Source organism: Stenotrophomonas sp. (genome assembly GCF_059505245.1).
The window spans coordinates 34448-53376 of the sequence record NZ_JCACKF010000029.1 but is presented as its reverse complement, the minus strand read 5'-3'; the positions used below and the strand labels follow the sequence as shown (position 1 = coordinate 53376).

General features: G+C 67.2%; 14 protein-coding genes. 6 read left to right on the top strand and 8 right to left on the bottom strand.

Annotation, left to right across the window (positions count from 1 at the left end; genetic code table 11):
- Positions 1-195: 195 nt before the first annotated feature.
- Complete coding sequence (locus tag AC5JLE_RS11910; RefSeq protein WP_496065325.1) at positions 196-1482, bottom strand: O-acetylhomoserine aminocarboxypropyltransferase/cysteine synthase family protein; 1287 nt, start codon at positions 1480-1482, stop codon at positions 196-198.
- Between the two features lie 179 nt (positions 1483-1661).
- Between AC5JLE_RS11910 and AC5JLE_RS11905 the strand changes: the two genes are divergently transcribed.
- The 3 genes from AC5JLE_RS11905 to AC5JLE_RS11895 all read left to right on the top strand — a co-directional run bounded on the left by AC5JLE_RS11905 (position 1662) and on the right by AC5JLE_RS11895 (position 4626).
- The gene (locus AC5JLE_RS11905) at positions 1662-2399 is read left to right on the top strand and encodes a winged helix-turn-helix domain-containing protein (RefSeq protein ID WP_049407034.1); all 738 of its coding nucleotides are present in this window, start codon (positions 1662-1664) and stop codon (positions 2397-2399) included.
- Entirely contained in the window at positions 2396-3685 is a 1290-nt protein-coding gene (locus AC5JLE_RS11900; protein ID WP_049407037.1) for an ATP-binding protein, read from the top strand. Before AC5JLE_RS11905 ends, AC5JLE_RS11900 begins: the two co-directional genes overlap by 4 nt.
- Before the next feature lie 140 nt (positions 3686-3825).
- Positions 3826-4626, top strand: coding sequence for a MipA/OmpV family protein (locus AC5JLE_RS11895; protein ID WP_496065324.1), 801 nt, complete (start codon positions 3826-3828; stop codon positions 4624-4626).
- A gap of 39 nt (positions 4627-4665) precedes the next feature.
- Here AC5JLE_RS11895 and AC5JLE_RS11890 read toward each other — a convergent pair whose 3' ends face one another.
- The 3 genes from AC5JLE_RS11890 to AC5JLE_RS11880 form a co-directional block, all read right to left on the bottom strand.
- Positions 4666-5211, bottom strand: a complete 546-nt coding sequence (locus AC5JLE_RS11890) for a hypothetical protein (protein ID WP_241884278.1) — start codon at positions 5209-5211, stop codon at positions 4666-4668.
- Between the two features lie 93 nt (positions 5212-5304).
- On the bottom strand, positions 5305-7890 hold the full coding sequence (gene clpB, locus AC5JLE_RS11885; RefSeq protein ID WP_012481080.1) for an ATP-dependent chaperone ClpB: 2586 nt from the start codon (positions 7888-7890) through the stop codon (positions 5305-5307).
- Between the two features lie 181 nt (positions 7891-8071).
- Complete coding sequence (locus AC5JLE_RS11880) at positions 8072-8893, bottom strand: DUF3014 domain-containing protein (protein ID WP_014648183.1); 822 nt, start codon at positions 8891-8893, stop codon at positions 8072-8074.
- A gap of 168 nt (positions 8894-9061) precedes the next feature.
- Between AC5JLE_RS11880 and AC5JLE_RS11875 the strand changes: the two genes are divergently transcribed.
- Positions 9062-9772 carry a glutathione S-transferase gene (locus tag AC5JLE_RS11875; RefSeq protein ID WP_014648184.1) on the top strand — a complete coding sequence of 237 codons (711 nt, stop codon included), beginning with the start codon at positions 9062-9064 and terminating at the stop codon, positions 9770-9772.
- Positions 9773-9911: 139 nt separating this feature from the next.
- Here AC5JLE_RS11875 and AC5JLE_RS11870 read toward each other — a convergent pair whose 3' ends face one another.
- From AC5JLE_RS11870 to AC5JLE_RS11855, 4 genes are all read right to left on the bottom strand, one after another.
- Positions 9912-11522, bottom strand: coding sequence for a SulP family inorganic anion transporter (locus AC5JLE_RS11870; RefSeq protein ID WP_049440354.1), 1611 nt, complete (start codon positions 11520-11522; stop codon positions 9912-9914).
- A 627-nt stretch (positions 11523-12149) separates the two neighbouring features.
- The gene (locus AC5JLE_RS11865) at positions 12150-13868 is read right to left on the bottom strand and encodes a thiamine pyrophosphate-dependent enzyme (RefSeq protein WP_241884276.1); all 1719 of its coding nucleotides are present in this window, start codon (positions 13866-13868) and stop codon (positions 12150-12152) included.
- A gap of 108 nt (positions 13869-13976) precedes the next feature.
- Entirely contained in the window at positions 13977-14834 is an 858-nt protein-coding gene (locus AC5JLE_RS11860; protein WP_049405002.1) for an SH3 domain-containing protein, read from the bottom strand.
- Between the two features lie 36 nt (positions 14835-14870).
- Complete coding sequence (locus AC5JLE_RS11855; RefSeq protein WP_032957546.1) at positions 14871-15353, bottom strand: DUF3574 domain-containing protein; 483 nt, start codon at positions 15351-15353, stop codon at positions 14871-14873.
- A gap of 216 nt (positions 15354-15569) precedes the next feature.
- On the opposite strand from AC5JLE_RS11855, the gene AC5JLE_RS11850 reads away from it, so the two are divergent.
- Positions 15570-18005, top strand: a complete 2436-nt coding sequence (locus tag AC5JLE_RS11850) for a TonB-dependent receptor plug domain-containing protein (protein ID WP_049419420.1) — start codon at positions 15570-15572, stop codon at positions 18003-18005.
- A 151-nt stretch (positions 18006-18156) separates the two neighbouring features.
- Entirely contained in the window at positions 18157-18915 is a 759-nt protein-coding gene (gene otsB, locus AC5JLE_RS11845; protein ID WP_014648189.1) for a trehalose-phosphatase, read from the top strand.
- Positions 18916-18929 lie beyond the last annotated feature (14 nt).

Genomic DNA, 18929 nt, shown 5'->3' with positions numbered 1-18929 from the left:
GGCGGCGCGCGGGGTCAGATCCGTTTTCCACAGGAAAACGGATATGACCCCGGAAACAAAAAAATCCCCGGTCGACCCGCATCGACCGGGGATCTGGATCGCCACGTTGCCACGCCTTGGAGAGGCAGTTCCACCGTAACCCATCGCGGTGCCGGCGGTGATCGCCTGTGGCGATGACGACCAAGCGCGCAGCTATCAGGCGCCGGCCAGGGCCTGTTCCAGGTCCGCGCGCAGGTCGCCGATGTGTTCGATGCCGATCGACAGCCGCACGGTGTCCTCGCTGACACCGGCCTTGGCCAGCTCCGCTGCATCCAGCTGGCGATGCGTGGTCGAAGCCGGATGGGTGGCCAGTGACTTCGCATCCCCCAGGTTGACCAGGCGGGTGAACAGCTTCAGCGCATCGAGGAAGCGGGCGCCGGCCTCGCGCCCACCGGGCAGACCGAAGGTCAGTACGCCCGAGCCGTGTCCACCCAGATAGCGCTGCGCGGCGGCATGCTCGGGGTCGTCGGCCAGTCCGGCGTAGCGCACCCAGGCGACCTTGGCATGCGCCTTCAGGAACTGCGCAACGGCCAGCGCATTGGCATTGATGCGTTCCATGCGCAGGGCCAGGGTCTCGATGCCCTGCAGGATCAGGAACGCGTTGAACGGCGACAACGCAGCGCCCGTATTGCGCAGCGGCACCACCCGCGCGCGGCCGATGTAGGCCGCTGGCCCCAGGGCTTCGGTATAGACCACGCCGTGGTAACTGGGGTCGGGCTGGTTGAGCCGCGCGAAGCGTTGGGGCTGTGCGGTCCAGTCGAAGCGGCCGGAATCGATGATCGCGCCGCCCAGGCTGTTGCCGTGTCCCCCGAGGTATTTGGTCAGCGAATGCACCACGATGTCGGCGCCGTGCTCGAACGGGCGCAGCAGGAACGGCGTGGCCACGGTGTTGTCGACGATCAGCGGCACCCCGGCGGCATGCGCGACCTCGGCGATGGCGGCGATGTCGGTGACATTGCCGCGCGGGTTGCCGATGGATTCGACGAACACCGCCTTGGTGCGTTCGTCGATCAGCGCGGCGAACGCGCCCGGGTCGGCCGGATCGGCCAAGCGCGCCTGGATGCCGTACTGCGGCAGCGTGTGCGCCAGCAGGTTGAGGCTGCCACCGTAGAGCGCACTGGAGGCGACGATGTTGTCGCCGGCCTCGGCGATGGTCTGGATGGCATAGGTGATCGCGGCCTGCCCCGAGGCCAGCGCCAGCGCGCCGATGCCGCCTTCCAGCGCGGCCAGGCGCTGCTCCAGCACGTCGGTGGTGGGGTTCATGATGCGCGTGTAGATGTTGCCCGGAACCTTCAGGTCGAACAGGTCGGCGCCGTGCTGGGTGTCATCGAAGGCATACGCCACGGTCTGGTAGATCGGCACCGCCACCGCGCGGGTGGTCGGGTCGGGACGGTAACCGCCGTGCACGGCCAGGGTTTCCAGTTGCCACTGCGGGTCGCTCATTGCACCAGGCTCCATCCGGGAAACCGCCACCATAGGCCAGCCAGGGCCGCCTGCTGAAAGCCGCTGGCGATGACGTCCGTACCCGCGGTTATCAGGTTGGCCGCGATTCAGGCAGTCGTCATGGGGCGTTGCTAGGCTGCGCCGCCGGGCGCTCCTGCCTGGGAACGGAGGCCCCACGCATGCAGCCATCCCCCTGGACTCCCCCTGCCAGCAGTTCGCCCACGTCGGTCCTGCTGGTGGAGGACGACCGTCGCCTGGCCGAACTGGTCAGCGACTATCTCCACGAACATGGCTTCACCGTGCAGCACGTGGCACGCGGCGACCTCGCCAGCGCCGCCTGCCGCCAGCATGCGCCGGAGCTGGTGGTGCTGGACCTGATGCTGCCCGGCCTGGGGGGCATCGATGTGTGCCGGCAGATCCGCAGCTTCTCCGATGTGCCGATCCTGATGTTGACCGCCTGTGAGGACGACATCGAGCAGGTGCTGGGCCTGGAATCGGGTGCCGATGACTATGTGCACAAGCCGATCGAGCCACGCCTGCTGCTGGCCCGCCTGCGCGCCCTGCTGCGCCGCCGCCACGGCAGCAGCAACACCGGCACCCCCAGCCGGCTGATGCATGGTGAGCTGCTGATCGATCGCATGCAGCGCGAGGTGCACCTGCACGGCCAGCCGGTCGAGCTGGGCACCACGGAATTCGAGATCCTGTGGCTGCTGGCCAGCCAGCCGGGGCAGATCCTGTCGCGCGACCAGATCCTGCAGGCGGTGCGCGGCATCGGCTTCGACGGTCTGGACCGCAGCGTCGACGTCTGCATCGGCAAGCTGCGCCGCAAGCTCGGCGACGATGCGCGCGAACCGCGGCGGATCAAGACCGTGTGGGGGCGCGGCTACCAGTTCAATCCTGCGGCTTGGTCGGAATGAAGCGGCTGTTCCTGTGGCTGTGGTTCATCACCGGCGCCTGCTTCCTGGTGTCGGTGTTCTTTCTCAACCACATCCTGGATGGCATCTACACGCCCGTGCAGGATCGCGTGTTCGTGCAGCAGGTGCGCGGGCAGGTGTACGCCCTGCGCAGTGGCCTGGCCGGCCTGGACGCCGTCCAGCAGCGTGAGCGCCTGCAACAGTGGCAGCCACACTACGGCATCGCCCTGACCCTGCTCGACAAACCTCCCGCGCTCGACGCGCAGGAACAGGAGGCCGTGAAGGCCGATGGCTTCGTCGTGCGCGATCAGTACCAGCAGGTGCTGCTGCCCATCGACGGCATCGGCGGCCGCTGGCTGCACCTGCGCCTGCCCGGCGCGGTGCAGATGACGACGTACATGACCATCGCCGCCTACCTCAGCATCCTGCTGCTGGTGGGCGCCAGCCTGTATGCCTGGGTGCGCCTGCTCTGGCGCGACCTGGAAGCACTGCGCCGGCACGCCGACCGCATCGGTTCCGGCGACCTGCAGGCACGTGCGCAGGTTTCGCCCCGCTCGCAGATCCGGGTCATCGTCGAACACTCCAACCGCATGGCGGCACGCGTGGCCGAACTGGTGCAGCGCCAGCGCGACCTGACCCATGCCATTTCGCACGAACTGCGCACGCCTATCGCGCGGGTGGCCTTCGGCCTGGACCTGATGCAGGACAGCGATGACCGCGAACGCCGCGAACGGCTGGCGCAGGGCCTGCACGGCGACCTGGCCGAGCTCAACCGGCTGGTCAGCGAACTGCTGGCCTACGAACGGCTGGAGCATCCCAGCGAGGGCGAACCGATGCAGCGCATCGAAGCCAACGACTGGCTGCAGGCCTGCCTGGCCGATGCCCGCCGCGATGCCGAACGTGCCGGCATTGTCCTGCGCGTGCAGCCCAGCGCGTTGCCGCGAGTGGATGCCGAGCCACGCCTGTTGCAGCTGGCGCTGAGCAACCTGGTCGGCAATGCGCTGCGCCACGCGCGTTCGCAGGTGGAGGTCTCGCTGGTCGGTATCAGCGGCCGCGCCTGCCTGCGCGTGGACGATGACGGCCCGGGCATCGCCGAAGCCGATCGGGAGAAGGTGATGCGCCCGTTCACCCGCCTGGACGACAGCCGCAGCCGCGATACCGGCGGCTTCGGCCTGGGCCTGGCCATTGTCGGCCGCATTGCAGCCCGCCACGGCGGCGAGCTGCGCATCAGTCGCGCCACGCTGGGCGGCGCGCGCCTGGAAATGCACTGGCCGCTGGCTGCCAGCTGAACGCCCAAGGGCGCGATTACAGTTGATTACAACTCCCGCACAACTGCGGACGGATCGGTCGCCGGCATATCGCCACGCTGGCAACCCTGCAGCACTCGCCGGATGCGCGCGCTGCTTTCCTCCCATTGCCGAGAGTTTCCATGTCCCAGCTTCGCCGTTCCCCCGCCCTGCTCTGCCTGGCCGTGTTGCCGCTGTTCGCCGCCCCGATCGCCCACGCCAAGGATGACCACTGGACCTTCGAGCTCGCCGCCGGTGGCGGCGTGGCACCGCGCTACAGCGGCAGCGAGGAGTATCGTGCGACGCCGTCGCTGTCCTTTGATGTCACCTCGCCGGGGGGATGGTTTCTGGGCACCAGTGGCATCGGCTGGGGCACCTCCCTCGGCGAGCACACGCGCGTGCGTGCCTATGTCGGCGCCAGCGGCATCCGCAAGGACAAGGACTCGCTGCTGGGCGGTTCGGACTTCCTGCGCGGCATGGGTGATATCGATACCCGTCCCCTGGTCGGCGTCTCGGCTGGTTATACGCTGGGCGAAGCCGTGCTGAGCGGCTCCTGGCAGTTCACCCGCAAGGACGAGGACAAGGCCGAGAACGGCCTGGCCACCCAGCAGATCCATCTGAACCTGAGCATGCCGCTGTTCTACCTGGCCGGTGGCGTGGTCAGCGGCAGTGTTTCCACCGACTACGGCAACCGCGGCTACATGCAGACCTGGTACGGCGTCAGCCCGGAACAGGCCAAACGCACGGGCTTCGCCGAGCACAGGCCGAAGGCCGGCCTGGTCAGTGCCGGTGTCGGCCTGAAGTGGAGCCACCGCGTGGGCCGCAACGGCAACTGGTACATCTCGGCCGAAGGCACGCGCCTGCTCGGCGATGCGGCCAACAGCCCGATCGTGCAGAAGGCAAACCAGTTCGGGCTGATGAGCGGTTACACCCACCGCTTCTGATGCATGAAGGGCGCCGCTGGGCGCCCTTTCCCTCTGCGGTCAGCGGCAGGCCGGTGCGTCGCCGCTGCCGCACAACCCGACCTCGCGCAGCCAGCCGATCCACTGCACGACGTCCTCCTTCTCCGGCTCGGAGCGGAACGACTTCTGCACGGTGTGGAAGCCCTGCCTGCCCTGCACGCCCTTGATCCAGGTGAACTCGGGCTTGCCTGTCCCCGGATTCCGCGGGCAGCCGAGCATCAGCAGGGCGAAGGGCCGTCCCCCTTCTTCACCTTCGCGGATCCAGTGGCTCTGCGCGGCCGGACAGGCGATGCGCCACCCCGCCTCGATGATGCCGAGGAACTCACGCGGACTCACATGGCCGCTGTTCGGCGCATCGTTGACGGTGACCATGTCGGTCCAGTCGTGCACGGTCTGGCCCTGCGGTACGTACTCGGTAATGCGGTTGCCTTGCGCGTCGGTGCTCTGGTGGGCCTGCTGGTAGCCCTCCATCGGCGGCAGCTGTACCTGTTCGGCGGCCGCGGCGTGTCCACAAACAGCAGCCACCGCCAGCGTCATGCAGAGTGAAGCCCTGCGGGCAACGTCCATGCGATTCTCCTCATCCTTGCGAAAGTGAAACAGGACCATCGTGCGCTGCCAACGCTCTGATGGCGCCCCAGCCATGGCTGGGGCGCCACCGGTTCAAGCCTTGGCGAACACCAGGCGACCACCGTCGTTGCCGACTTCGATGGTATCGCCGTTGACGAAGGCGCCGGACAGGATCTGCTGCGCCAGCGGGTTTTCCAGCTGCGACTGGATCGCACGCTTCAACGGGCGCGCGCCGTACACCGGATCGAAGCCGACGTTGCCGAGCAGGTCGAACGCCGCATCGGAGACCGCCAGCTTCAACCCGCGCTCGGCCAGCCGCTTCTCAAGCCCGCGCATCTGGATGCGCGCGATCTGCTTGATCTGCTGCTTGTCCAGCGGGTGGAACACCACGATGTCGTCCAGGCGGTTGATGAACTCCGGACGGAAGTGCGCCTGCACCACGCCCATCACCGCTGCCTTCATCTGCGTGTAGGCCTCCGGGCTGTCGTCGGCGCTCATGTCCTGGATCTGGTGCGAGCCCAGGTTCGAGGTCATCACGATGACGGTATTGCGGAAGTCCACGGTGCGGCCCTGGCCATCGGTCAGGCGGCCATCGTCCAGCACCTGCAGCAGGATGTTGAACACATCCGGATGCGCCTTCTCCACTTCGTCCAGCAGGATCAGCGAGTACGGGCGACGGCGCACCGCCTCGGTCAGGTAGCCGCCTTCCTCGTAGCCCACGTAACCCGGGGGGGCGCCGATCAGGCGGGCGACGCTGTGCTTCTCCATGAATTCGCTCATGTCGATGCGGATCATCGCGTCGGCGCTGTCGAACAGGAATTCGGCCAGCGACTTGCACAGCTCGGTCTTGCCGACGCCGGTCGGGCCGAGGAACAGGAACGAGCCGGCCGGACGGTTCGGATCGGACAGGCCGGCACGCGAACGGCGCACGGCATCGGAGACGACCTTGATCGCTTCCTCCTGGCCGACCACACGGTTGTGCAGCACTTCTTCCATGCGCAGCAGCTTGTCGCGCTCGCCTTCGAGCATCTTGTTGACCGGAATGCCGGTCCAGCGCGACACGACCTCGGCGATCTCCTCGTCGGTGACCCGGTCCTGCACCAGCTTGAAGTCCTTGTGCTCGGCTTCCTGGGCCGCGGCCAGCTGCTTTTCCAGCTGCGGCAACAGGCCGTACTGGATCTCGCTCATCTTGGCGAAATCCTGGCGGCGCTGCGCGGCTTCCAGTTCCAGCTTGGCCTGCTCGACCTGCTCCTTGATCTTGGTGGCGCCCTGCAGCGCAGCCTTTTCCGACTTCCAGATTTCATTAAGGTCGGAGAACTCGCGCTCCAGCCCGTCGATGTCGTTCTCCAGGTCGGCCAGCCGCTGCCGCGAGGCTTCGTCCTTTTCCTTCTTCAGCATCTCGCGCTGGATCTTCAGCTGGATCACCCGGCGTTCCAGGCGATCCAGCTCCTCCGGCTTGGAGTCGATCTCCATGCGCAGGCGCGAGGCAGCCTCGTCCATCAGGTCGATGGCCTTGTCCGGCAGCTGGCGATCGGTGATGTAGCGGTTGGACAGCGTGGCGGCGGCCACGATGGCCGGGTCGGTGATCTCCACCCCGTGGTGCACGGCGTACTTTTCCTTCAGCCCGCGCAGGATCGCGATGGTGTCCTCCACCGACGGCTCACCGACGAAGACTTTCTGGAAGCGGCGCTCCAGCGCAGCGTCCTTCTCGATGTACTTGCGGTATTCGTCCAGCGTGGTCGCACCGATGCAATGCAGCTCGCCGCGTGCCAGCGCCGGCTTCAGCATGTTGCCGGCATCCATCGCGCCGTCGGCCTTGCCCGCGCCGACCATGGTGTGCAGTTCATCGATGAACAGGATGATCTGGCCTTCGTTCTTGGCCAGGTCGTTGAGTACACCCTTCAGTCGCTCCTCGAATTCGCCGCGGAACTTGGCCCCGGCGATCAGCGCGCCCATGTCCAGCGACAGCACGCGCTTGCCGCGCAGGCCCTCGGGTACTTCGTCGTTGATGATGCGCTGGGCCAGCCCTTCCACGATCGCGGTCTTGCCCACGCCGGGTTCGCCGATCAGCACCGGGTTGTTCTTGGTCCGGCGCTGCAGCACCTGGATGGTGCGGCGGATTTCCTCGTCACGGCCGATCACCGGGTCGAGCTTGCCGCTCTCGGCCCGCGCGGTCAGGTCGATGGTGTACTTCTCCAGCGCCTGCCGCTGCTCCTCGGCATTCTCCGACTGCACGTTCTCGCCGCCACGCAGCTTGTCGATCGCCGCCTGCAGGCGCGTCTTGTCGGCACCGGCGGCGCGCAGCGCCATGCCCAGCGTGCCGCCATCGTCCAGCGCCGCCAGCACGAACCACTCGCTCGCAATGAAGGCGTCCCCGTGCTGCTGCGCCAGCTTGTCGGTCTGGTTCAGCAGGCGCCCCAGATCGTTGCCCATCGAGACGTTGCCGGCCTGGCCGGATACCTTCGGCAGTGCGTCCAGCGCCTCGGTCAGGCGCTCGCGCAGCACCGGCACGTTCACCCCGGCCTGGGCCAGCAGCGGGCGCGTGCTGCCACCCTGCTGGTCCAGCAGCGCGCTGAACAGGTGAACCGGTTCGATGATGCTGTTGTCGCGGCCCACGGCCAACGACTGTGCGTCTGCCAGCGCCTGCTGGAAACGCGAGGTGAGCTTGTCCATCCGCATTGCGAATCCTCATCGGTCTTCAGGGCCGGCCTGGGCCGGCAATGCTGGAAAGATGCGGTTGCCCCACCCGGTTTCAAGGGTGGCTGCGACTGCACCCCGGGGCCAGTCAGCCTGCGGCCAGCATGCCGGAGCGCGTGTGGTCGGCGCGTTGATCCCGATCAGTTCCGCACGGTGGACGGGCTCAGCGGGTGATCGCGCTGCGGATCGCCCGCAGCTGCTGCTTGATCGCCCGCGCCTGTGCAGGATCCATGCGTAGCAGGGCCTTCTGCCCGATCGAGCGTGACTGCAGGGTGGGATCGACGAAGCGATAGCGGCCGCGCTCATCGCGCTGCACCAGCGGCGACTGGGCCAGTTCCGGGGTGTCCAGCAGGTGGTCGATCACCATGACCAGGCGGTCGTTGAAATAGCCCTCGGGCCGGCCAAGGTCGGCATAGGCCTGCTGGATCAGCGGATAGAAGCGCTTGTAAGCGGTAGCCGTTGCCGCCGGGTCCAGCGCAGTGAACGCCTGTACGTAAGGCGCATAGCGTGCCGCATTGCTGGCGGCGATGCGTTCGCCGCCTTCGCCCGTATCGACCTGCAGGTTGCCCGGCAGCGGCCGCGCGGCCAGCGCGGTCGGCGGCACGCTGGGCTTGTCCAGGTTGTCGACCTGGGTGACCAGGCGCTGGATCAGGTGATCACGCAGCAGCAGGGTCAGCGGCCCCTCGCCTTGGAACAGCTGGCTCAGTGCGCCCCAGGCCGCGGCGTCGCTGTCAGCCAGTTTCGGCAGCGCCGGGTCGGCGGCGGCCTCGGTATCCAGCGGATGCCTGATCGATGGTGGTGCTGGCGCGGGCTCTGCGGCCGCCTGCGGTTGTGCCGGTGCACTGGTACTGGCAGGGGTTGATTGCACCGGCACCGGGACACCGTCGGCCAGGCTCTTCAGCTGATCGCGGAACAACCAGCCGCCCGCGCCACCGATCACCACCACACCCAACACCCAGGGCCAGACCGCCTTTCCACTCTGCATGATGCAGCACCTCGTTTCACACGCATGGAGAAGGTGTGACCCCATCGAGTGCAGCCGGTTCCCCGCCTGTTCCGCTGCCGTTCGGGTTCAGGCACGCGTCGTCCACGCTCACGTCTGCTTTGCGCCACCCGCGCGAGGCTAGGAGTCCTGTCCCGTGGAGACTCTGCCATGCAGTACGCGCTGTACTACTGGACCGGCATCCAGGGCCGTGGCGAGTTCGTGCGCCTGGCGCTGGAAGATGCCGGCGCCGACTACATCGACATGGCGCGGGTGCACGGCGATGCGGTGATGCAGCCGTTTCTGGAGGGTCGCAACGAAGGGGCACAGCCCTTTGCGCCGCCGTTCCTGAAGGCCGGCCGCCAGGTCATCGCGCAGGTCGCGGCGATCCTGGATTTCCTCGGCCCGACGCTGGACCTGGTGCCGCAGGCCGCATCGCGGCGGATGCAGGCGCTGCAACTGCAGTTGACCATCGCCGACCTGGTAGCCGAGGTGCACGACACCCACCATCCGATCGCCGCATCGAAGTACTACGAACAGCAGAAGACCGAGGCCAAGGCACGAGCCGCGTCACTGCGCAGCGAGCGCCTGCCCAAGTTCCTCGGCTATTTCGAGCAGGTGATGGCCGCCAACGGTGGCCGCCATGCACTGCGCGAGCACTCCTATGTGGATCTGTCACTGTTCCAGCTGCTGAGCGGGCTGGACTACATGTTTCCGCGCCGCATGCAGGCGCTCGGCCCCACCCTGCCCCGGCTGCGCGCGCTGCAGGAACGAGTGGCGAAACGACCCAACATCGCCGCCTATCTGGCGTCTGAGCGGCGGTTGCCGTTCAACACCAACGGCATCTTCCGCCATTACCCGGAACTGGACGCCGAACGGTAGTGCCGGCCGCTGGCCGGCAGAGCGCGCTGTGATCATTCGCCGCCTGCAACACGCCCCTGTAGAGCCGAGCCATGCTCGGCTCTACAGAGCACCAGAAGTGGAAGGAGCGGTAACGCCGGGCCATGCCCGGCGTCACCAGTCAATGATCGGTGCGATCATCCAGCGGTTTCACCGGCTGCTTCTGCAGCGACAGCAGGCCCAGCAGCAGCGCCAATGCCACGTAGGCGCCGGCGAACTGCAAGCTGATGATGCGTGCCAGCCCGTCCAGATCCCACGGCAGGTAGATGCCGCCACGCGGGTCCACCGAATGGATCAGGCCGAACAGGGTCAGCACCGCCGCCACCAGCAGGAAGCCGCAGGCACGGCGCAGGCGGCCATCGACCATCGCCGCCACGGCCGAGATCCACAGCATCGAGGTGATGATGAAGCCATTGCCCAGGGTGAAGATCACCGCCAGCTCCGGCAGGCCGTGGCCGTCGAGCTTGGTCAGCAGCTGCGGCAGCTGGTCCGGTGCGATCCAGCCCGGCGCCTTGATCGCCAGCAGGTAAGCCACCGACGGCAGGAAACCGAACACCATTGCGCCGGTATGGTGGCGCGGCGTGGCCTGGAAGGCCTGGGTGGTGATGTCGATGGCCACGTACACGATGATCGGTGCCAGCACCGCCAGCGGCAGCCACTGCACCAGCCCGGAGATGATGCCGAGCATGCCGCCGATGCCGACGAACAGGCCGGTCAGCAGCGTGTAGCCGCTGCGCGCGCCCATGTGCTTGTAGGCCGGCTGGCCGATGTAGGGCGTGGTCTGCGCGACACCGCCACAGACACCCGCCACCAGCGTGGCCACCGCCTCCACCAGCAGGATGTCGCGGGTGCGGTAGTCATCGCCAGCCGCGCGTGCGCTCTCAGACACATTGATGCCGCCCACCACCATCAGCAGGCCGAACGGCAGCAGCAGCGGCAGGTAGGTCATCGCGGTGGGCAGGCCATCGAGGAAGCCCAGCGTCGGCAGCGGCAGCACCACCTGCGGCGGCACCCATTCCGGCACATGGAAGCCGGGCGCGCCCAGCCCGGCCAGGCCAAGTCCGTAATACAGCACGGTGCCGAACACGAAGGCCAGCAGCACGCCCGGGCCACGCACCGGCAGCTTGCCCTTGGCGATCAGCACATACAGCAGCAGGCCCAGCGTGGTGAAGCCGACCAGCGGCGAGCGCAGCGTTTCCAGTAGCGGCAGCAGGCCCATCAGCACCAGCGCGATGCCGGCGATGGAACCCAGCAGCGCAGCTCGCGGCAGCGCGCGGGTGACCGCTTCACCGAAGAACGACAGCACGAACTTGAGCACGCCCATGATGACCAGCGCGGCCATGCCCAGCTGCCAGGTGGCGATGCCCGCAGCATGCGGATCCATGCCCTGCTGCTTGAAGGCGAGGAAGGCCGGGCCGAGCACCAGCAGGGCCATGCCGATGCTGGTGGGGGCATCCAGGCCGAGCGGCATGGCGGTGACATCGTCGCGGCCGGTACGTGCCGCCAGCCGGCGCGCCATCAGGGTGTACAGCAGGTTGCCGACCAGCACGCCAAAGGCGGTGCCGGGGAACATTCGGCCGAACACCACGTCGGCGGGGAACTGGAAGATCCCGACCAGGGCCATGGCGATGAAGCCGAGGATGGAGAGGTTGTCGACGACCAGGCCGAAGAAGCCGTTGAAGTCGCCGGCGACGAACCAGCGACGCGGTACGGCGGAAGCGGGAGCGGACATGGAAGGGGCGGTGGGGGTGGGGAGCGCCGATGGTAGGCCCAGCGAGGCCGGCGCGCCAATTCCGTCGTGGAATGATGGGTTCCAGCCAACGGCGGGGCCCCTCGTGGCTGGTCGCGGGTAGAGTCGACTGTTAGTCGACTGGCATTGCGAGTTCGGCCGGTCGGGGTGGGCTGCGCAGGACACTCGTAAACCCCCAGACCGGCCCAGCCGCTGGCGGCTGTGCGTTCGGGCGCTTGCGAAGCAGTGCTTCGCAAGCAAAGCGCCCTCACCCATGGGGGCTCGATGGCGCCATCCATGGCGCCAACGGTCCTGCGCCTCGACCGGCCCCTGACAGTTTCCTGCGCGTGGCAGCCACGGAAGAAAATCACAAGATCCAAAGCCAAGGCAGGCTCTGGCTGCAGTGCCGGGCCCATGCTCGGCTGCTGTACGCGAAGCCTCTGAGCCGAGCAGGGCTCGGCTACAGAAGATCATTCCGATCATTCGTTCGTTCATCCACGCATGGCGTGGATCTGCCGTGTCGACCAAGGTCGACACCTGCTCACGGATTGCCGCCGTTGCTTCCAAGGTGGCCGGCCAGCGGCCGGCACTACCGCGGGTGCAGGGCGCAGCCCTGCATCGACCAACCCTCTACTTCTTCAGGAAGTTGTCCACCAGCAGATGCTTCACGTCGTCGAAGCGGCCGTTCAACACTGCCTTGGCGGCGTACAACGCCGTACCGGCCACCTGCTTGGCCTCGATCTGCGGCGGCATCACCAGCTCCGCGCGGCTGGTATGCACGTCCAGCAGCGCCGGGCCGCGCTGGGACAGCAAATCCAGCACCGCCTCTTCCAGATCCTCGCTGCGGGTCACCGTGCGGCCGTGGAAGCCGATGACCTCGGCCAGGCGGCCGAAGTCCGGGTTCTTCAGGTCGGTGTAGTTGTCCAGCAGGCCCTCCACCTTCTGCTCCAGCTCGACGAAGTTCAGCGAACCATTGTTGAACACCACCACCTTGATCGGCAGGTTCTCCTGCACTGCCGTGAGCAGGTCACCCAGCAGCATCGCCAAGCCACCATCACCGGACAGCGAGATCACCTGCCGGCCGGGGAAGGCCTTCTGCAGGCCCAGCGCCTGCGGCATCGCGTTGGCCATCGTGCCGTGCAGCAGGCTGGTCAGCGTGCGGCGGCGGCCGTTGACGCGGATATGGCGCAGCACCCACACCATCGGCGAACCGCCGTCGGCGGTGAACAGCGCATCGTCGCTGGCATGCCTCGACAGCAATGCCGTCAGGTGCTGCGGATGGATCAGTTCACCCTCGCCCGGTTGTTCTTCCTGTTCGCGCTTCTTCAGCGCCTTGTCGCGATGCCCGATGCACTCGTCCAGGAAACTGCTGTCCTCGCGCGGCGGCAGCATCGGCAGCAGCGCGTCCAGCGTCGGTGCGACGTCACCGACCACGCCGAGGTTCACCGGGTGGCGGCGGCCGAGGTGGCTGCCATCGCGGTCGACCTGGATGATCGTGGCCTTGTCCGGGTAGAACTGGCCCCAGGCGAAATCGGCGCCGAGCAGCAGCAGCGTGTCGCACTCCATCAGCGTGTGGAAGCCGGATTCGATGCCGAAGATGCCGGTCATGCCCATGTTGTACGGGTTGTCCGGCTCGACGAAATCCTTGGCGCGCGAGGTATGCGCGATGGGCGCCTGCAGGCGCCGGGCCAGCTCCAGCAGCTGCGCGTGCGCGCCTTGGCAACCGGCACCGGCATAGATGCCGATGCGCTTGCCCTGCCCCAGCAGTTCGGTGATGCGCTGCAGCTCGGCATCGGACGGGCGCAGCACCGGCTGGGTGTAGTGAACCGAGAACGGCACATCGTGCTTCACCTCGGCCTGGCTGATGTCGGCCGGCAGGATCACCACCGCCACGCCACGGCGGCTGATCGCGGCCTGGCAGGCCAGGGCCACGACGCGCCGCGCCTGCTCCGGGCTGTGCACCTGCTCGCAGAACACCGAACAACTGGCATACACCGCCTTGAAGTCCACTTCCTGCGGAAATTCCATGCCCAGCTCACTGGTCACCACCTGGCTGGCGATCAGTACCATCGGTGCACGGTTGCGATTGCTCTCGAAGACGCCGTTGATGAAGTGCAGGCCACCGGGACCACAAGAACCCGCACAGGCGGTCAACTCGCCGCTCACCAGCGAATCGGCGCCGGCAGCGAAGGCGGCCACTTCTTCGTGGCGTACATGTACCCAGTCGATTTCACTGCGGTGCAGGGCATCGGTGACGTGATTCAAGGTATCGCCAACGATGCCGTAACAGCGGCGGACGCCCGCCTGCTGCAGGGTATCGACAACGATCTCGGCAACGCGCTTGCTCATCGGATACATCCTCGAGGGGAGAGCATCCGAGGCTAGACCCGAAGAAGTGATGCCTCCGTGGGCAAGGCGCACATCACCTCGATAGGCAAACTACCGGCGGAGATCGAGTCAATCGTTGACGTTGATCCAGCCCTCCACCGCGCCCTGCTTCGGGTTGCGATAGCGCAGCTTCACCCAGCCATCCTGTTCATCCAGCATCTCCACGCGGTCTCCCTGCACCAGGTAACGCCTGGTGCTGGATGCGCCGGGTCGATCGAACAGGAACAGGCGCGCGGGCACCACGGTGGCCTGCTGGCCACGCAACGGTCCATCCGGCGGTGCACCCAGGCCATCGGCGATGGCACTTTCCAGCACCCGGCCGGCGGCATCATAGGTGCGCCAGACCGCCAGCGGGCCCTGCTCGCCGGTCTGTTCCCACTGCAGCGCGGCGTTCAACGTATCGCCCAGCATCAGCACGCTCTCGGCGCGGTACAGATAGAGCTTCGCGCCTGCAAACCGGTACTGGTCGGTGTACCACATCGGGCCGCTGCGGCAGCTGCTGGTCAGCGTGCGGCTCGGACGGTCGACCGCCAGCCCCATCAGGTCACCGCAACTGTCCTTGCCGTGGGTGTCGGCCTGCAGCGCGCGGAACCCGGCACTGGCCGGATCGAAGCGGTACACCGTCACCGCTTCGTTGACCATGCCCACCGAGGCGCGCGCGACCAGTTCCGGGTAGCCATCGAAATCGACATCTTCGAGCGACCATCGCGAATTGCCGTCGGCATCGGCCGCGCCCTCAAGCGTCTGGCGCTTGCCTGACGGTGACAGCTGCACCGCGATGCTGCCGTCCTGCTGCGGATCGGCATGCGCCTGCACATGCGCGGCCACCTGGAAGCGCAGCGTTTCTCCGTCGTCCCCACCCGCCTGCGCCGTCGGTGCCAGTACGCCTGCCAATGCCAGGCCCAGCAGGCATTCCCTGTAGTTCATCATTGCTCCCTGCAGCACCGCGGCGGCACCTTCAACTCAGAACGATACCTCGACCGGCTGCCGCGACCACAGCACCGACTGATGCCTGGTCTGCTGCTTCCACGCCAGGCGGATCGCCTCGATGTCGGCGCGGCGCTGCGGGGTGTCCTCGTGCAGCACCACCAGCACCTTGGTGCGCAGGCGGTTGGGCGCGGCATCGCCGCGGAACAGCCACTGGCCGTAGGCATCAAACACGGTCAGGCCGTCCGGGAAGCGCGGCGTTACTTCCTTGTCAAGGAAGGCGCGCCACTGCGCGTCGCTGATGGTGTCGGCCTGCGGGCGGTTGCCGGCCCCCTGCTCCTCGCCTACGCCGAAGTACAGCTCGCTGCGCACCCAGCCGTGGCCGGCGGAAGGGCGGGCGGCATCGCCCTTCAGTTCGGCGGTGGTGGCCGTGGCATAGGCGCTGGGCGCCTGCGAAGACAGGCTGGCGCAGCCACTGGTGGCCAGCAGCACGGCGAAGACGAGGCCAAGGTGTTTCATCGGTACAGCTCCGGGGAAGGGGGACAGGGCAAGCCGGCAGCGTACAGCGCCACCGGCCCGGCGTGCTGATGCCAACCGGGCATCAGCTCATGCCGGACCGGCAGGGACTTGCATCGGCACCGGCCATCACGCGAAGATAATATATCGCTTCATCCGGATGGATGTAAGTGAAACTATCTCCCCCCTTCCCCGTCGTCGTTGTTGCTGGAGCCCTCCATGTCCGCCCGCCTGCCCGCGTCGCCGCTCGGCCTCGCCATCGCCCTCGCGCTTTCCTCCGCTGCCATCCCGGCCCTGGCCCAGGACGCCACCAACCTGGACACCGTGATCGTCACCGGCACCCGTGCCGCAGACCGCACCGTGCTCGAATCCACCTCGCCGGTGGATGTGCTCACCGCCGAGGACATCCGCAAGGCCGGCGTGGTCAACGGCGAACTGGGCAGCGCGCTGCAGGCGCTGCTGCCGTCGTTCAACTTCCCGCGCCAATCCAACTCCGGTGGCGCCGACCACGTGCGCGCGGCGCAGTTGCGTGGCCTGTCGCCGGACCAGGTGCTGGTGCTGGTCAACGGCAAGCGCCGCCACCACACCGCACTGGTCAACACCGACAGCAAGATCGGCAAGGGCACCACCCCGGTCGATTTCAATTCGATCCCGGTCAGCGCGATCAAGCGCATCGAAGTGCTGCGCGATGGTGCCGGTGCGCTTTACGGATCGGACGCCGTGGCCGGCGTGATCAACGTGATCCTCGACAACGGCGGCGACGGTGGCGAGATCGAGGCCAGCTACGGTGCCAACCACACCGACCTCAAGCCGATCGGCCGCACCCTCACCGACGGCCAGACCGGCAACGTCAGCGCCAAGGTCGGTACTTCGCTGGGCGAGGACGGCGGCTTCCTGCGCGTCGGCCTGGAATACAAGCACCGCAACGGCACCAACCGCGCTGGCTTTGACCAGATTCCGCCGTGGGACCAGACGCCGGACAACCTGGCGCTGCAGGGCAAGCGCAACTACGTGCTGGGCGATGGCAAGAGCAAGGACATCAACCTGTGGCTGAACACCGAGATTCCGGTAGGCCAGACCTCGACGTTCTACGCGTTCGGCACCTTCAACCAGCGCGATACCGAAGGCGCCAACTACTTCCGCTATCCCGATGGCGATGCCAACTGGAAGCAGGTCTATCCGAACGGCTACCGACCGATCTCCGAAGGCGAGAACCGCGACGTACAGGCCGTGGCCGGCGTGCGCGGGCAGTGGGGCGAATGGAGCTACGACAGCAGCCTGGATTACGGCCAGAACGACTTCACCTACCGCCTGCGTGATTCGCTCAACGCATCGCTGGGCCCGACCAGCCCGACCCGCTTCAAGACCGCCGACTACGAGTACGCGCAGACCGTGGGCAACCTCGATCTGAGCCGCGTGTTCACCCAGAGCGACAGCATCAGCCACACGCTGGGCCTGGGCGTGGAAGCGCGCCATGAGCGCTACCAGACCCGCCCCGGCGACCCGGCCAGCTATGCGGCGGGCCCGTACACCGACCGCCCGACCGGCTCGCAGGCCGGTGGCGGCCTGACCCCACAGGACGCCGCCACCCTGTCGCGCGACGTGGCCAGCGCCTATGCCAGCCTGTCCAGCCAGTTCGGCGAGAAGTTCTCCACCGACCTGGCCGCGCGCTACGAGCACAACGACGACTTTGGCGGCGAACTGACCGGCAAGCTCGGCCTGCGCTACGAATTCACCCCGGCGTTCGCACTGCGCGGTGCCATCTCCAACAATTTCCGCGCTCCGTCGCTGGCGCAGATCGGCTACGAATCCACCTCCACCGGCTACAACGCCGGCGGCCAGCTGGTGCAGGGCCGGCTGCTGTCGGTCAACAATCCGATCGCGCGTGGCCTGGGTGCGCAGAACCTGAAGCCGGAGAAGTCGATCAACACCTCGCTGGGCTTCACCAGCCGCATCGGCGAGCATTTCGACCTGTCGCTGGACTTCTTCCAGATCGATATCGACGACCGCATCGCGCTGTCGGAGAGCATCACCGGCGATGCGCTGACCGATTACGTGGCCGCCAGCTACGGCGTCAGTGGCCTGCAGAGCGCCAGCTTCTTCGTCAATGCCGCCGATACCCGCACCCGTGGCGCCGAGCTGGTAAGCAACTGGCGGCAGTCGCTGGGCGATGGCCAGCTGCTGCTGACCGGCACCTACGCCTACACCAAGACCACGCTGAAGAATGTGCTGGCCACGCCGGCGCAGCTGCGCGCGCTGAACCCGGACTACGTACTGTTCGGCATCGAGGAGACCAACACCCTGACCGATGCCACCCCGCGCACGCGTGGCAGCTTCTCGGCCGCCTGGAGCAACGACCACTGGTCGCTGAGCACCCGCGTGAACCGTTACGGCAGCGCCACCCGGGTGTTCAACTTCGGTGATGGCTATATCCCGCGCCAGACCTACCAGGCCGAATGGCAGCTGGATGCCGAAGTCGAGTACCGCATCACCCCGCAATGGAGCGTGGCGATCGGTGGCCAGAACCTGACCGACAACTACCCGGATCGATCCAACAGCGATATCCACTACTTCGGCAACCTGCCGTACGACGTGCTGTCGCCGATCGGCAGCAACGGCGCGTACTACTACGGCCGCGTCCGCTATACGTTCTGATCGCATTGGGTGGGTGCGGACCGTTGGTCCGCGCTGTTTGGGCTGGATGCAGGCTAACCTGCCGTGCCGACCAACGGTCGGCACCCACCGAAGCTGATCCGCAGCCTGCCCTCGACCCCACGTACACGCCCAGGCTGGCAGGCTGGTCGTCATGGCTGAACCGCTCCCCCTGCGTCCGCCACCGCCATTGCTGGACGACGCCTGTGCGTTGTTCCTCGATGTCGATGGCACCCTCATCGAATTCGCTGCACGACCGGATGCCGTGCAGCTCCTGCCGGATGTGCGCGAAGCCATCGGCCGCATCAGTGACCGCCTGGAAGGCGCCGTGGCACTGGTCAGTGGCCGACCGCTTGAACAGCTGGACCAGCTGTTTGCTCCCCTCCAGCTGCCTGCCGCCGGCCTGCATGGGCACGAACTGCGCGGCGAGGACGGTCGTGTGCTGCGCGACGAGCACGACGACGACACCGCCGAGTGGCTGCACGCGCTGCACCAGCAGGCGATGCGCTTTGCCCACGGCCATCCCGGCGTGCTGGTGGAAGACAAGGGCGTCGGCCTGGCCCTGCATTGGCGCGGTGCGCCGCACGCGGCAAGTGATGTGCGCGCCTTCGCCGATCGCCACGTGCGGGGCCGCGCCAGTTACCGCCTGCAACCCGGCGACCATGTGGTCGAGTTCGTGCCCGTCGGCACCGACAAGGGCCGTGCCGTGCGCCGGATGATGCAGTACCTGCCCTTCCGCGGCCGCCTGCCGGTGTTTCTCGGTGACGACCTCACCGATGAATTCGGCTTCGATGCCGCCAACAGCCAGCATGGCTGGAGCGTGCTGGTGGGTGAACGTGAACCCAGCGCGGCGGTGTTCGCGCTGCCCGACATACGCAGCGTGCACGCCTGGCTGCGTGAGAATGCCTATTGACCCGGCCAACCCCC

Excerpts from the sequence above, each read along its gene's own strand:
- AC5JLE_RS11900 (WP_049407037.1), top strand. The coding sequence starts at position 2,396 with ATGAAGCGGCTGTTCCTGTGGCTGTGGTTCATCACCGGCGCCTGCTTC.
- AC5JLE_RS11865 (WP_241884276.1), bottom strand. The coding sequence starts at position 13,868 with ATGAGCAAGCGCGTTGCCGAGATCGTTGTCGATACCCTGCAGCAGGCG.
- AC5JLE_RS11855 (WP_032957546.1), bottom strand. The coding sequence starts at position 15,353 with ATGAAACACCTTGGCCTCGTCTTCGCCGTGCTGCTGGCCACCAGTGGC.
- AC5JLE_RS11895 (WP_496065324.1), top strand. The coding sequence starts at position 3,826 with ATGTCCCAGCTTCGCCGTTCCCCCGCCCTGCTCTGCCTGGCCGTGTTG.
- AC5JLE_RS11910 (WP_496065325.1), bottom strand. The coding sequence starts at position 1,482 with ATGAGCGACCCGCAGTGGCAACTGGAAACCCTGGCCGTGCACGGCGGT.
- AC5JLE_RS11870 (WP_049440354.1), bottom strand. The coding sequence starts at position 11,522 with ATGTCCGCTCCCGCTTCCGCCGTACCGCGTCGCTGGTTCGTCGCCGGC.
- AC5JLE_RS11905 (WP_049407034.1), top strand. The coding sequence starts at position 1,662 with ATGCAGCCATCCCCCTGGACTCCCCCTGCCAGCAGTTCGCCCACGTCG.
- clpB (WP_012481080.1), bottom strand. The coding sequence starts at position 7,890 with ATGCGGATGGACAAGCTCACCTCGCGTTTCCAGCAGGCGCTGGCAGAC.
- otsB (WP_014648189.1), top strand. The coding sequence starts at position 18,157 with ATGGCTGAACCGCTCCCCCTGCGTCCGCCACCGCCATTGCTGGACGAC.
- AC5JLE_RS11875 (WP_014648184.1), top strand. The coding sequence starts at position 9,062 with ATGCAGTACGCGCTGTACTACTGGACCGGCATCCAGGGCCGTGGCGAG.
- AC5JLE_RS11890 (WP_241884278.1), bottom strand. The coding sequence starts at position 5,211 with ATGGACGTTGCCCGCAGGGCTTCACTCTGCATGACGCTGGCGGTGGCT.
- AC5JLE_RS11860 (WP_049405002.1), bottom strand. The coding sequence starts at position 14,834 with ATGAACTACAGGGAATGCCTGCTGGGCCTGGCATTGGCAGGCGTACTG.
- AC5JLE_RS11850 (WP_049419420.1), top strand. The coding sequence starts at position 15,570 with ATGTCCGCCCGCCTGCCCGCGTCGCCGCTCGGCCTCGCCATCGCCCTC.
- AC5JLE_RS11880 (WP_014648183.1), bottom strand. The coding sequence starts at position 8,893 with ATGCAGAGTGGAAAGGCGGTCTGGCCCTGGGTGTTGGGTGTGGTGGTG.